Source organism: uncultured Acetobacteroides sp. (assembly GCF_963667355.2).
Lineage (GTDB): Bacteria > Bacteroidota > Bacteroidia > Bacteroidales > ZOR0009 > Acetobacteroides.
The window spans coordinates 3,077,370-3,091,715 of record NZ_OY763328.2 but is presented as its reverse complement, the minus strand read 5'-3'; the positions used below and the strand labels follow the sequence as shown (position 1 = coordinate 3,091,715).

The following is a 14,346-nucleotide window of genomic DNA, read 5'->3' as shown; positions in this document are numbered from 1 at the left end:
ATAAGAGATTTGGGGAATGCGCACGCATTTTATTTGGCTTCTTCGGAAATTGTTGTACTTTTGTGCCCGGGTAAGTCTTACACGACCAGCTCCTGCTGAATCCCCCCAGGACCGGAAGGTAGCAAGGGTAGGCGGTTGTAGCGGTGCGATGTAAGTAGCTTACCCTTTTTTGCGTTTATGCCCCAACAAAGCGCAAGGTCGAAAAAAGGCAACAGACTCGTCTAAAATAAAGAAGCCCCTTAGAGAAATCTTTGGGGCTTTTACATTATATGCATGCTGCTAAATGTTCGGTATTGCAGATACTCCCAGATAGAACGCAATCAAGCAGAACTGCTGCGTTGCCAAGCACTCTTCGAAGTTTACGCCTCCCCTGAATCGTTTAAAGAAAATCTGCATAATAATTCGGACTGCAATAAGAGGTGCTATTGCCACCCAAATCTTCAACCTAAGGGTTAGGAAGAAAGGGAGTAAGCCTGTGATAAGAACAATGAGCCAACCATCTACGCCTAACTTACCAAAAGCAGGGGCTGCATCGTACCCCTCTTTAGGACGTAAGTACCGATTGGTGTCAATCAGGGTTATGGTCGCCAAACGCGAGAGGCTTTCGCCCGAAAGTATTAGCCAGGGAACTAGAGCAGGACTTAGCTCCTGAAGAATGGAAAACTGGAGTATCAGAGCCAGAGCAACGCCAAGAATGCCCTGGATTCCGATTTGCTTATCGGTGCGGTTCTTGATGTAGAAGCGCTGCCCGTGCCTTCCTCCGAGGTTGTCGAAGAAGTAGGCCAGCCCCCCCTCCTGTAAACCTCCTGTTAGGAAGATAGAGAACGTTAGGGTGATTGCTACCGTAACGGGCTGAGTGAAAAGATAGTCAACCAGGTAAAAGACGAGCGCGGTAAGACCTCCTACTACCCATCCAGCAATTGCATAATAGGGTGCCGTACGCCCATAATCGACATGGGAAATAGACATCCATCGGGCAATGGGAATTCGGGTGAACAAAGATATTGTTGCAGCTATTTTTCGGAACATGCTTAATGCTGGCTTTTGGCTTAGCCGTAATGGTCTTACAAACTTATAAAATGAATAAATAAGAATACAGCAATACCGCTACTTTTTACGCCCGGAAAACCACTTTTTTGCCGATCCTGTCTTCTTATCGGGTTTTGAAGGGGATGATTTTGAAGGTGCAGAAGCGCTAGATGCATCCTTTTTAATGCTGTCGGCATTGCTCGATTTCTTCTTTTCCGCGAACTTTTCGTTTTTACCTGCTTCTGCTTTGACTGGTCTCTCCTTTTTGGATCCATCGGCCGTATTCCGGGAAACTCGCTTTGAGAGAAATTCAGGCTTTCGCTTTTGCTCGACCACCTTTTCGACGAAGCGGAGGGGCTCGCCATCGATTCGAATAAAGTCGGTTTTAAACGCGAGGTCGCCAACCTTTGCGGTGTGGCTATTTACGGTAACACGCTCTTGGGCAATATACTCGTCGGCCTCACGGCGCGAGCAAAATCCTGCATCGCTAATCAGCTTGTTGAGGCGAATAGCGTCCTTTTTACTTTGTCGCATATAGATTTAAGATGAAGGATGCAAACGTAACACATCCGCCACGAAGTTAGCTATTTCTGCGAATATCCGCCAAACGCCTTAGATTTAGCATATAAGCCTTTGCCTTTTGAACATAGCCTCTGAATTCAAGAATCGCTTAATAGCCGCTAGCAATCTACTAAAGGAAGAGACCTCTACCTTCTTTTCTTTTTGAAGGGCAGAAGAAAAGAAAAGCCCTTGGCACGAATTAACTCGCTCAGTTGCGGTAGAATGTCTTGGCTTAAGATAAGGTAATCGCCTTAAGGCGATTACTACTTTGAGAAATGCTGCGGAGGCGACCTTGCTCAAACAAGGATTCGTGCCAATCTTGTATATCCCGTTGTCGGAAAGTTGGGATGTCGGCTAACGCCTCCAGCTTCGCCATGATGATTACGGAGAAAAAGTTGTTGGGTGCCGTTTAGCTTGCTCGCCGATGGTTTACCATATAGAAATGGGATGGTTTACATTAACAATGCTACTGAGTCTATCGGAAAAGACATGAAACCATAAAGCCAAACGCCTTATTTTTAGCAAGATTTGGCATTAGGCGGTGTAAATGAGGAAGGTTAACAAGGGATGTCGTAAAACAAAAGATGCAGAGCTACTGGAAGATCCGTTCGCCCTGCATCTGTTTCTGAATAAAGCTTACTGCAAATGTATACTTATTATTGTATCAACAAGCATCTTACAGAAAATTATTTATTTGTTGATGAGGAATCCGCGACTAGATCTGCATGTAACTGCATTTGGGAAGACGAGACTGGAATTCGAGAAGAAAAAAAGCTAATGCCGCCTTTGGGAAGATAAATTAAATCTATCTTTGCCGCAGTTTTGGTCTCCGCCACAAGCGGAGCGAAGAGGGAATCGGGTGAGAAACCCGAGCAGTTACCGCTGCTGTAAGCTCCATCAAAACCTTTTATCACCATCCAAATGCCACTGTCCGATTGAGGACGGGAAGGCGGATAAAAGGGGAGCAAGCCAGAAGACCTGCCAAAACTGGAACATTTATAGCTTTCGGATAAAGAGCTCGATGTAATTCATCTTACATTACTTTTCGCATCACTTCTTTTTATTCGCAGGTTTTAAGTGGTTGAATCGCTAACGATTTTGATCATTTCTAAAACATGTTATTAAACGTTTTTCTACTTAGCGCGCTGTCCGTATATGGCCCTACAGCCATCGATGAAAAGACCACATCCGATACGGTAAGGCTGAAGGAGGTGGTGGTTAGCAGCAAGCTGAAGCGCTACTCGTCGGGGCTATCACTAAAAATCGTCTCGCCTACTGAGCTTAGGCAGAACAGCAGCGCACTGCTGACCGATCTTTTATCGAATCAAGCTAGCGTAAACGTGAATAGCTACAGCCCTGGGGGAACTTCGAACGTTTCGCTGCGAGGGCTGAGCTCGGCGCACACGGCGGTGCTCTGGAATGGCATAAACCTGCAGAGCTCGATGAATGCTGGCGTTAGCTTTGGAAGTATTCCAACCTTCTTCGTGGATCAGGTGGTGGTGCAGCAGGGCGGAAACGGCGCGCTGTTTGGCAGCGGAGCCATTGGTGGGGTGATTCACCTGGACAATGTGCTGCCTTTTGGAACGGGAAGCAGCGGCGAGGTGATGCAGTCGGTGGGCAGCTACGGACTGACCTATACCGGAGCCAAATATACCTACAGCGGGGCCAAAATGGCGATATCCTCTCGCCTATTCTATACGGAAGCCGAGAACAACTACAAGATTACCAGCAGCGACAACCGCGACAGGCAGATAAACGCCCGCTACCGCAAGGGAGGAATAATGGAAACCGGCACGTTTGCGCTAACGGGCAACGACAGGATGGTGGTATCGCTCTGGGGGCAGGATGGTTACAACCAGTACCCGCCGATGGTGAGCAACACCATGAGCAGCGAGTACGACTACAACCATTTTTTAAGGGCAACTGCACAGTGGCAGGCCACTCGCCACCGGGTTGACTTCAACATTAAGTCGGCCTTGTTTAGCGACTGGGAAAACTACCGCAACCCTGGCATAGAACGATCGAACCACCACACCACTCAGGGATTGCTGGAGGGGGAAGCCATCGTAAAGCTTAGCGCTGAGAGTACGCTGGAGGGGGGAATCAACGCATCGTACGAGAGAGCAACCTCGACCAACTATCCTGAGATCAAGGAGCGCTACCGGCCAGCCGGGGTGCTGGGATATCGCTTTAAAGCTGATGATATAGGGCTGGAGAGCTTTGCTAGCATCCGACAGGAGCTGGTTGATGGAAAGGCATCGCCCATGACATGGTCGGTGGGAATACAAAAAAGGTTGATGAAGGGGCTTCAACTAAGGGGGAATGCATCGAGGAACTACCGTATTCCTTCGTTTAACGATCTGTACTGGAAGGGATGGGGTAATCAGGACTTAAAACCAGAAGAGGGCTACGGCGAAGAGCTGGGGCTGGACTACCTACATACAAAGAATGGTTTTTTGCTGTCGATGAAAGCTGCGGCTTTTAATAACAATGTAAACAACTGGATTCAGTGGAAGCCAAACGGATCAGTATGGAGCCCGATAAACGTGGGAAAGGCATGGTCGAGAGGCGCGGAAGCCAGCATTACGGTGAAACAGCAGGTGGATAGAATGACGCTGGGGGTAGATGTGTCGGGGATGTTCACCCGATCGACAGATCAAACAAAAGAATCGCCGACAAAGGGGATGCAGCTGATGTATACCCCCAAGTACAAGGGAAGCGCGGCCATTTACGTTCAAGCGAAATCGTTTAGCATTAGGTATACGCAATCGTATACGGGTAGGCGCTACTACATCGGCAACACCGACTGGCTGAATCCGTTTTGGGTGGCCTCTGTTGCAGTGGACAAAACATTCGATTTCAACTGGGGAGGGTTACGCCCATTCGCCCGAATAGATAATATCTGGAACGAGGAGTATCAGATGCAAAAAGGCTATGCGCTTCCGCTAAGAACCTTTCAGGCCGGGATATCGGTAAGCTTTGGAAGGTAGAATTAGCCGCAGAATGCACCTACAACAGGAATAATCAACAATAAACAAAAAATAGAAAGATGAAGAAGCTTCTTTATGCGGCCCTACTTGTTGGCGCCACGCTACAGTTTACGGCTTGTGAAAATGATGACTCGACAAGCAAGCCTAAGCAACGCTACGACCTAACCCAAGGGATGGTAATTGCCAATGAGGGGAACTATGGAAAAAATAATGCATCAATCTCGCTCTACTACGCCACCGGCGATAGCCTAGCCAACGATGTTTACTACAAGGTGAACAAAGAGGCTCTTGGCGATGTGCTGCAAAGCATCGCAGAGGCTGACACTTCGGCCTACTTAATTCTCAATGGGTCGAATAAGGTAGTTGCCGTAAGCAAGTACTCGTGTAAGAAATATGCTACAATTTCGGTAGCGAATCCCCGCTATATGGCTGTTAATGGGAAAACTGGATATGTAACTGGATGGACTAACAATGAAGTAGCGGTGGTTGATCTTGCAACCAACAAGGTTACCGGATCAATTAAGGTTGGAGCAGGACCAGAAGGCATACTTATTAATAATGGCAAACTGTATGTGGCAAATAGCGGTGGATACGACAAAAACAATACGGTATCTGTAATTGACATTAAAACCAATACAATCGAGAAGACTGTGACAGTAGCGGATTGTCCAAAGAAATTTGTAGCCGATAAGAATGGTGCAGTTTGGGTTCTTTGTGCTGGTTATACCGACTACGACAAGGTTAATACTAACGCGATGCTTTGTAAAATAACGCCATCAACCTATGAAGTATCAACCAAAATTGACCTAGGAAGCTATCACCCTGAGAAGCTATCAATTAATAGCGCAAAGGATGCTATTTACTATGGAGGTGCATACGGAGATCCTAGCATTTACAAGCTTGAGATTACAGCGAAATTGGCACCAACAACTCCTCTAATAAAGGCTGATGGTATATATGGCTTTGCCCTCAACCCAACAAGCGGAGAAATTATGGTTATGATTGCCGATTGGACTGATGCAAATAGCAATATGGTGGTTCGCTATAACGCTACAGGAAGCAAAATTAAGGAATACATTGTAGGAGTTGGCCCTAATAGCGGATATTTCCTCAACTAAACAAATATATTTATAAAAAAGGCCGCACGACAAATCGTGCGGCCTTTTTTATTGCCTTTGGGGATTATCGAAATAGGCTATAATGAAAATGGAATAGCTTTCGTGGCTCTACAGTGAAAAAGAAAAATAGTAGAATTTAGCGGGTGATGCTTGCTAAGAAATAGATTCAACTATTTATGATGTTTTACTGCTCCTGAATGGCTTGATGAGAGCGCTGAAATGCATTACGCAACTCCTGAATGGCTTGGTGAGAGTGCAAAAGTGCATTACGCAGCTCCTGAATGGCTTGATGAGGGCGCAAAAGTGCATTACGCAGCTCCTAAATGGCTTGGTGAGGGCGCTGAAATGCATTACGCAGCTCCTGAATGGCTTGGTGAGGACGCAAAAGTGCATTACGCAGCTCCTAAATGGCTTGGTGAGAGTGCAAAAGTGCATTACGCAGCTCCTGAATGCTTGATGAGGGCGCAAAAGTACATTATGCAACAATGGGATGGGTTGGAGTGCTATCGGTATTGATGCAATTTGTCCTGCAATTTATTTGACAGAAAGCAAAAAGATAACAGACATTAAAAAAAACATGATTTTTTTAAACATATCAAAACCAATGGCTGTTTTTTTATAAAACTCTGCAAAGAGTAAAAGAAATGGCCACATTAAAAACCGAAAAAGAACAAAGAATATGACCAACCCTCAAGAAAACAGCTACGAGATGCAGATTACCATCCGCGACTTCCTAGGTAACAAGAAAACGATTACCGATTTACTGCCCAACTTTGGACCGCTATACACCCAGTACTGCGGGAATCTCTTACAGATAGGTTTAATAAAAGAGAAGAAATCGGCCAGCACGGCGGGCGTATCGGAAAAGAAGGAGAAAATTAAAACAAGCCTTATTAACAAGACCTTTGACATAGCCAATAAAACGATGGTGTTTGCGAAGATGGTTGAGAATCCGGTTCTTGCCAATGAGGTGAAATGCACGGAGTCGATACTATCGCACATTAAGGATGGAAAACTTATTGATCGGGCGAATCTCATATACAGCAGAGCCAGCGCGAACCTAGAGCCACTAAAGGAGTATGGGGTGACGGCTGATGGGTTAAAGGAGCTGAAGAGCGCCATAGGCCTTATGGAGACGACTATCCCGAGTACGCGCATAGAACGCAATGAGGCAGTAGCGCTAACCCAGCAGCTAAAGGCGCTTTTTTCGGCAAACGAAGCCATACTAGAGAAGATCGATCTGCTGATGCAGCTTGTTCGGCTCAGCCATCCTGAGTTTTATACTGGATATAAGTCGAATAGAAAATTGCCTAGCAAGAAAAGTACGACATTATCGCTTACCGCCAAGGTAACAAGTGCAGTTAATGGGGAACCGCTAAAGGGTGCTCGAATAGTACTTACGCCTGTTGCTAAACCAGGGATAGCCACTGCCGCCAAAAGCAGCAAGCCCGTAGAAAAGAAAACAGCGACCAAAGGGATGCTTAGGATAAAGAATCTACCAGAAGGGGTTTACCAGGTAACGATTGAGAAGGCTGGATTTGCTACCGTAACGCAAACTGTGAGCATTACCGATGGGAAGATGACGACGTTGCACATTAAAATGGAGAAGGAATAACGCTATAGAAGAACACCCCCGCAGCTGCGGGGGCGTTCTTTTAAGGCGTAACTCTTCTCTATCCCTGAAATAATAGGATGCTACTGAATGCGTTTTACAGTTTTATCAAAGTCGACACCTTCTACAAGGTATTTTTGCTTGTGACCAAGGGAGTCGACAAGGGCAAATGTGAACTTGTAGGATGCACCCTCCTTATAATTTGAAGCAGAAAGGCTGAACGTAGGATAGCTATAGCGATCGCTAGAGGCAGCATCAATATGAATCGGAAGAGGATCATTCCATTTTAAATCTCCAGCTAACAATTTAAGTTCAACAACATCGGCACTCCATCCTTTATTTTCAAATTTCAGAGATAAAATATCGCCATAGCGGCATCCGCTATAGGAGCTAACGATGCAAGGTCCAAATATATCAACAACATCCTCTATTCTGTATTTATGCTTGTCATTGGGGATAGTAAGCCAGCTAAAGTTTTCATTTTTATAGTCGCTATAATTAGGAGTTAGCCCTTTTCGTAAGTCGCTTAGGCTAATGGTAACCTTATCGAGCATGCCACTAGCAGCGCTATACTGCTTTTCGATCACAGGATAAGTAGCGAAGGCATCGTAAGCTAATACGGAGGCAACAATATTCTCGCCAGAAACTTTTTCGACCTTAAGGACTAGGTTGGTAGTACTAACGGGATCGTCAACATCGCAGAGTACGATAACACTACTAGTAGATAGCTTTGCGAGTTTTTCGGTAATACCATTCATCGTCTGCTCGTACTCCTTCTTTGCAGAACAATAGCTTCTATAATCGGAATAAAACTCGCTACCATAGTAGCATCCCGCAGCAAGCAGAATATACATTGGAATGAGCAGTAGATATTTTCGACCTGAAACACCTATGCTCTTTTCTCGGACAACGGTGGTGTTCGATAAGCTATCGTGCCAGCCATATCCTGACCCCAGAAACGACAATAACTCGAAAGGGATAAGCCTAGCGCATGTTCTGCCTAATACATGTCCGAAGGAAGCGGCATGACCGTCGCTATTAACTACCCGAGATTCGGTAAGATACTTAGCAGGGGTAGCCCCGAAAAAGTACTCGAAAAAGAGGAAGAAAATGAACTGAGAAAATATTGCTGCTACGTACAATAAAAGCCTAGAACTATCAACTAATCCCAAACGCTCAAACAAAAATCCCCAGTAATAGTAAAACGAGGAAGAGCAAATGGCAAGGCAAATTAAAGCATCAACTATCTTATGAACTAATCGAACAAGCTTACTAGCCTCCTTCAATTCCAACTTAGCGTCAACATTTGTCTCACCTTCGGTAGCATATTCCAGAACTCTATCCTTTGAAAGGGAATGGAGTACTTTCAAGGAAATATAAAACCAAAATGCAACAGATACGACATTTGCCAAAAGTATGTAAATATTAAAGTTCATAGAATTAGAACCCGACAAGAAGTAGAATATGTAACTAAGAAGAAGTATCGTCTTTACTAAAAGAATAATTGAAAAGAAAAAACGCAGCAATCTTGTTTCGCAATAGCGGCTTCGTTGGTAAACAATGACACCAACAAGAGCGGCAATATAAACGGCCATATCAATTAAGTACATGGGAAAGCCGCCATCGGAGCCGTCGTAAAGGAACAGGCGCATATCAAAAAAAGTCAAATGCAAATTAGGAGTTAAACTCTTCAACAGAAAATAAACAACCGATGATGTTTCTGTTACCCTAAAATTAACTAGAGTAATGAGTTCGAAAGCAATACCAACCAACACTGTAACCAAAGTGAGGATAAAGACTTTCTTGTGCGAAAGATTTAAAGACATAGGTATGAATTTTAAGTTTTATTTAATTCGATCTATTGATGTACTTCCAATCAGCCAAAATACAACATAGAGGAGGACTAAACAGTACCAACAAATTGACAAGGAATGCGAATAAAATTTCCCCGCAATAACAAAAATAAAAAGGCCAAAGATTCGTTTCGTGCTGCAATACAAAGTTAGCATTTCAGCAACTTTTTACAAAGACAAGTGAAAAGAGAAAAGGTAATGGTGAGGCCAACAATACTAAGGCTTAGGAGATATAAAACGGGCTTAAACAGCCAATAACAAGGACAACTTTCGTGCTTAATAGCAAGAAGATACTTCCATTTAGTAGAATACCATTCCGTTAATAGAAGAGTCCTATACGTAGCAAAAAGTCGCAGCAGAAATGCTACGACTCACCATACATATTTACATTCAGGAATTTTACGTATATAGGCTGTTACGATGCCTTTAGCAGCTTCAGCAGGTTTTCGATGGAGTTGGCGGTGAACATCTTCTCGGAGTTGCGGTAGACTAGGTACTCGCCGGGGCATTCCTCGCTGACCTCCACTCGGTATTCGGCCTCGGGGTCGGCAGATGGCGTAAAGCCGTTTCGCACCAGCGCGTTGGCCACCCATTGCGCCTCCACCCCTGCCCCGGTGATGTGTACCGACTTGGCAATAGCGTTATGCACGCGGAAAGAACCAGTCTCCTTGTCGAAGAGGATGCCTTCGCGCTCGAAGAATGAGTTGAACTCACCCGAGAGCACCAAATCTTCGGGTACGCCCGACACCAGCGGTCGCCCTTTTGCCAGCAGCCAAAGGCGGTCGGCGAGCTGCAGCGCCAGCTCTAGGTCGTGGGTGGAGAGCAGGATGCTCTTCTGGGTCTCTACGGCAAGGTTGTGGAGCAGCACCATCACCTCAATCTTGCTGGGAAGGTCGAGGAAGGCGGTAGGCTCGTCGAGAATGATGATGGGCGTTTCCTGAGCCAGCGCCTTTGCGATCATCGCCTTTTGGCGCTCGCCATCGCTAAGCTCCGATACGTACTTGGCGGCCAAATCGGCAATGCCCACCTGTGCGATTGCCCGCTCGACTACCCTGTGATCCTTTGTGCGAAGAATGCCAAAGTATCCGGTGTGCGGATATCGGCCCATACCCACGAGCTCGCGCACGGTCATCCCTCCTACCAGCGATCGCTCGGTGAGCACAACGCTTACCAGCTTGGCGTATTCGCTTTGAGAGTATCCCTTTATGGGCTTACCGCCAATGGAAACTTCGCCAGCCAGCCTTGGCTGAAAGCCAACCAGCGTCCGGATAAGGGTAGACTTACCCGCACCGTTAGGGCCCAGCAGGTAGGTTAGCTCGCCCGCCTTCAGCTCGAGGTTTAGCTTCTCGTGGAGGAGCGTAGGCTGGTTGCGGCCATCGGAGTAACCGATGCCCAACCCAGTAGCCTTAAGGGTTACCTGCTCTGTCTGCGGTTGTTTCCTTGCACTCATCACGAAAAGTATTGAAGCTTACGACGGTTAAAGATCACGTATATGACAACTGGCGCACCAAGCATCGAAGTTACGGCATTAATGGGGATAATTCCTCCCTCGCCGGGCAGCGTGGTGAGCAGGTTGCAAAAAAGAGCAACCACAGAGCCAAGCAGAATGGTGGCAGGCAGCAGCGTCTTGTGGTTGGAGGTTCCGAGCAGCATGCGCGCTACGTGCGGAACGGCCAGACCTATAAAGGATATCGGGCCGCAGAAGGCCGTAATGGCTGCAATTAGCAGGCCAGCCCCCAGCAGTATGGAGTATCGCGCCCGCTTAACGTTAACCCCCAAGTTGGAGGCGTAGTTCTCGCCCAGCAGCAGCGCGTTCAGCGGCTTAATCTGTAAAAGGGCAACCATAACCCCGATAATCGAGGCGATGGCAAAGGAGGGCATCTCGTTCCAGGTTACGTTCGAGAAATCGCCCATCCCCCAAAGCACGAAGATTTGAATATTCTCCTTCGAGGCGTAAAAGTTAAGAACAGAGATGATGGACGATGCCATGAAGCCTATCATGATACCCACAATAAGCAGCATGGCCGTATTCTTTATCTTTGCCGATAGCGAAAGAATGATGAAGAGCACCACTAGCGCCCCCAGAAATGCAGCAAGGATGTTGGCCGTGTAGCCCATAACCGTTCCAGCGATCATCGACCCATTAAGGGATAGCACCATAATGGCCACGCCAAGATTTGCCCCCGTGCTAATTCCTAAGATTGAAGGATCGGCAAGCGGATTGCGGAAGAGCGTCTGCATCATCAGCCCGCAGGCCGCAAGGGCAGCGCCCGCCAGCATGGCTGTAATCGACTGGGGCATGCGCGACATCCATACGATGTTGCACCAAGCAACGTTTGATGTGTCGGAACTAAAAAGGATGGAGAACACTTTTCCCAATGGAATGGACACCGTTCCCCAGGCGATGTTCATCAGCATCAGAAGAGGGATCAGCAACCCCACGCCTACCATGATGCGTATGCTTTGGCCCCGCTTACGCCTTACTGCGGACATGCTCATCGTGCCAGCATTTGGAAGTACTTTGGAACATAGCCGGGCAGCAGCTCCGGATGGAAGATGTTTACAAGATCGCTAAGGATGACGTCTGGTTCGAGATAGCCATCCTCGTAGTAGGGAGTTCTTCCCGTATCGCAGTTGATGATGGAGCCTTCTTTAAACGCCTTGAAGCTGCTGTAAAGACCGAACTCCTTTTCGAGATGGGCGTAGGTGAACACGTATGGGGTGTTGGTCTTGATGATCCAGTAGTCGGCATTCGATGCTTTAGCCAGCACCGATTCGAAATTCAGCGAAAGCGAACCTGTACTCTTATCATCCTTCCAAATATAGTCTGCACCAGCATCCTCGAGGAAGCGAGCCATGTAACTGCGACCTCCAGGGGTGTACCACACCTGTCCGAATTTCTTTTCGGTGAATACGGTAGGACGATGCGACTTGGCAGCCTTCGCAATTTTTGCAACACGGTTGTACCGGGCATCAACGCTATCGAACATTTTGTTGGCAAGCGCCTCCTTCTTAAAGAATAAGGAGATGAACTTGATCCATTCGGCACGCGCCAAAGGGGTATTTTCGAGGTACGAGCAGTCGTACACCAGCGGAACACCCGTTTGCTCAATCTTGTTAAGTGGACCACCCGATATGGGTGAAACAACCAAGATCTCAGGGTTCGCTTCGATGATGCGCTCTACGTTAGCCTGCGCCACTTCGCCAAGATTCGCTATCTTCCCCTGCTTAAGCTTCGCTTGTACAAGGCTATCCTTTACGTACTGAGGCTCTGCAACGCCAGTTATGGTTTGATTTACCCCAAGGCGAGCCATTTCGTTTACCGTTAAGCCGTAAAAGCAGGCCGATTTTTCGACAGGAACCTTCACGACAATGCCTTTGGGTAATCCCGAAGGGGTAGATTTCGTGCGATCGATAAGAATGTAGCGCTTAAGCAGCTTAGTGGAGTCGAACGGATCGCGAACATCAACCGTGGCGTAGCTGCCGCTGTAGCTGATGCTAAATCCGCGAAGGTATTTAAGGGTTATTTTCTCGGAGAAGTAGGACGAACCAGAAGTTGACGATTCGCCGTTGCCATTTTTCTTGGAAGAGCAAGCGCTAAACAGCAGAGAAACCAATACAATTGCCAGAAAGGCTCTAAAACGTGTCATTCCTTAAACTTTTATTCCCGAAAGTTGATATTTTACCCATGATACAGGCAGGTCTTCTGGCTCGTTCCACCTTTAAAACCTTCCCATCATCAGCTGACAGTGGTAAAAACATTAAAGGCTGCTACTAGAACTTACAGCTGCGGGTACAGCTCCGGATTTTAACCGGATTCCCTTTAATCTTACGTTGTTTGCAAGATCGCCAAATCGGGCACAAATGTAGCCTTTTTTCGACAATTATCTAAAAATGAAGGGCGACAAACTGCCGCCCTTCTATGCTGATTGCTATTTTATTGCTTACTCAACAATGGTTACCCATCCGTGAGGATCGGGAATATCGCCATACTGAATACCAACAAGAGTTTCGTAAAGCTTAGTTGACCATGCACCAGGACAACCATCTTTACAATACTTGTAAACCTTTCCGGTTTCCAGATCGGCAATTTCACCAATTGGAGAGATCACTGCAGCAGTACCGCAAGCGCCAACCTCTTCAAAAGTTTCGAGTTCCTCCACTGGAATTTGACGACGCACAGGTTTAAGTCCAAGATCTTCAGCCAACGTAAGTATACTCATGTTGGTTATAGATGGAAGAATACTCGTGCTCTTAGGGGTAATGTACATGTTATCCTTAATACCAAAGAAGTTGGCAGCACCAATCTCGTCGATATACTTCTTTTCCTTCGCATCAAGGTACAAAGGAGAACCGTAGCCCTTATCGTGAGTTTCGACTACGCCGCGTAAGCTAGCTGCATAGTTACCGCCAACCTTTAAGGTTCCTGTACCTAGCGGAGCAGCACGGTCGCTATCCTTTACAATAGCAATTTTAACAGGTTTAAAACCTTCCTTGAAGTAAGGACCTACGGGGCTTACAAATACAATAAAGGTATACTCCTTAGCTGGCTTAACGCCAACCTCGGCACCCGAACCAAAAAGAACGGGACGGATATATAGCGATGCACCAGTACCGTAAGGTGGTACAAAGCGCTCGTTAAGTTTCACAACCTTAAGGATAGCCTCTTCGAAAAGCTTTTCAGGAACTGGAGCCATAAGAATACCTTCGGCTGACCGATGTAACCGTTTTGCATTCTCGATCCAACGGAAAAGGCGGATTTTACCATCCTTACCTCTATAAGCCTTCAAGCCTTCAAATGCTTCTTGCCCATAATGAAGTCCTGTTGCGGCAATATGAATTGGGAGATACTCCGAATCAGACACCTCTAATTCGCCCCATTTCCCATCTTTAAATGTACAGCGGACGTTGTAGTCAGTTTTTATGTAACCGAAAGGCAACTTACCCCAATCTAAATTTTCCATATGATTGCGTTTTCTGATACCACCAAAAGTAATAGTTTTTCGTTTAGCAAAAACGATTTTAACAAATTTATCACTAACGAAACTATTATACATTACAATTTATCGCACCAATCATCGATTAAGCTACAAAACGACACAAAGTGATGTTTTTATTGTAGCAGATTGAACTACAAACACGAGATTCGTCTTTTAGATTTAACACTCAAAAATAGAGACATT

The 14,346-nt window shown here is 46.3% G+C and carries 10 protein-coding genes, 1 other RNA gene and 2 riboswitches; of the genes, 4 read left to right on the top strand and 7 right to left on the bottom strand.

All coding sequences use genetic code 11. From position 1 onward, the window contains the following. Positions 1 to 68: 68 nt before the first annotated feature. An RNA gene (ffs, locus tag ACHZA1_RS12780) (signal recognition particle sRNA small type) lies at positions 69 to 168 on the top strand. Positions 169 to 279: 111 nt separating this feature from the next. Here ffs and ACHZA1_RS12775 read toward each other — a convergent pair. Both ACHZA1_RS12775 and ACHZA1_RS12770 read right to left on the bottom strand, forming a co-directional pair. Beyond that, positions 280 to 1,029 (bottom strand): adenosylcobinamide-GDP ribazoletransferase, encoded by a 750-nt coding sequence (locus tag ACHZA1_RS12775; protein ID WP_320052258.1) that lies wholly within the window; start codon positions 1,027 to 1,029, stop codon positions 280 to 282. A gap of 78 nt (positions 1,030 to 1,107) precedes the next feature. Continuing rightward, the gene (locus ACHZA1_RS12770) at positions 1,108 to 1,563 is read right to left on the bottom strand and encodes a S4 domain-containing protein (RefSeq protein WP_320052257.1); all 456 of its coding nucleotides are present in this window, start codon (positions 1,561 to 1,563) and stop codon (positions 1,108 to 1,110) included. A gap of 833 nt (positions 1,564 to 2,396) precedes the next feature. Continuing rightward, a riboswitch (cobalamin riboswitch) is annotated at positions 2,397 to 2,591 on the top strand. 114 nt (positions 2,592 to 2,705) lie between these two features. Between ACHZA1_RS12770 and ACHZA1_RS12765 the strand changes: the two genes are divergently transcribed. The 3 genes from ACHZA1_RS12765 (at position 2,706) to ACHZA1_RS12755 (ending at position 7,313) form a co-directional block, all read left to right on the top strand. Next, positions 2,706 to 4,580: a TonB-dependent receptor domain-containing protein gene (locus ACHZA1_RS12765; protein ID WP_320052256.1), complete on the top strand. Its 1,875-nt coding sequence runs from the start codon at positions 2,706 to 2,708 to the stop codon at positions 4,578 to 4,580. Between the two features lie 59 nt (positions 4,581 to 4,639). Next, positions 4,640 to 5,698, top strand: a complete 1,059-nt coding sequence (locus tag ACHZA1_RS12760) for a DUF5074 domain-containing protein (protein ID WP_320052255.1) — start codon at positions 4,640 to 4,642, stop codon at positions 5,696 to 5,698. Positions 5,699 to 6,377: 679 nt separating this feature from the next. Further along, positions 6,378 to 7,313, top strand: a complete 936-nt coding sequence (locus tag ACHZA1_RS12755) for a carboxypeptidase-like regulatory domain-containing protein (protein ID WP_320052254.1) — start codon at positions 6,378 to 6,380, stop codon at positions 7,311 to 7,313. Positions 7,314 to 7,393: 80 nt separating this feature from the next. Here the strand turns inward: ACHZA1_RS12755 and ACHZA1_RS12750 are convergent, their stop codons facing one another. The 5 genes from ACHZA1_RS12750 to ACHZA1_RS12730 form a co-directional block, all read right to left on the bottom strand. Next, entirely contained in the window at positions 7,394 to 9,136 is a 1,743-nt protein-coding gene (locus ACHZA1_RS12750; RefSeq protein WP_320052253.1) for an RDD family protein, read from the bottom strand. A 442-nt stretch (positions 9,137 to 9,578) separates the two neighbouring features. Then, positions 9,579 to 10,613 carry an ABC transporter ATP-binding protein gene (locus tag ACHZA1_RS12745; protein WP_320052252.1) on the bottom strand — a complete coding sequence of 345 codons (1,035 nt, stop codon included), beginning with the start codon at positions 10,611 to 10,613 and terminating at the stop codon, positions 9,579 to 9,581. After that, entirely contained in the window at positions 10,613 to 11,656 is a 1,044-nt protein-coding gene (locus ACHZA1_RS12740) for an iron ABC transporter permease (protein ID WP_320054919.1), read from the bottom strand. Before ACHZA1_RS12740 ends, ACHZA1_RS12745 begins: the two co-directional genes overlap by 1 nt. Before the next feature lie 2 nt (positions 11,657 to 11,658). Continuing rightward, positions 11,659 to 12,813 (bottom strand): ABC transporter substrate-binding protein, encoded by a 1,155-nt coding sequence (locus tag ACHZA1_RS12735; RefSeq protein ID WP_320052251.1) that lies wholly within the window; start codon positions 12,811 to 12,813, stop codon positions 11,659 to 11,661. Between the two features lie 28 nt (positions 12,814 to 12,841). After that, positions 12,842 to 13,032, bottom strand: a riboswitch (cobalamin riboswitch). A 75-nt stretch (positions 13,033 to 13,107) separates the two neighbouring features. Beyond that, on the bottom strand, positions 13,108 to 14,127 hold the full coding sequence (locus ACHZA1_RS12730; RefSeq protein ID WP_320052250.1) for a branched-chain amino acid aminotransferase: 1,020 nt from the start codon (positions 14,125 to 14,127) through the stop codon (positions 13,108 to 13,110). Between the last annotated feature and the right edge of the window lie 219 nt (positions 14,128 to 14,346).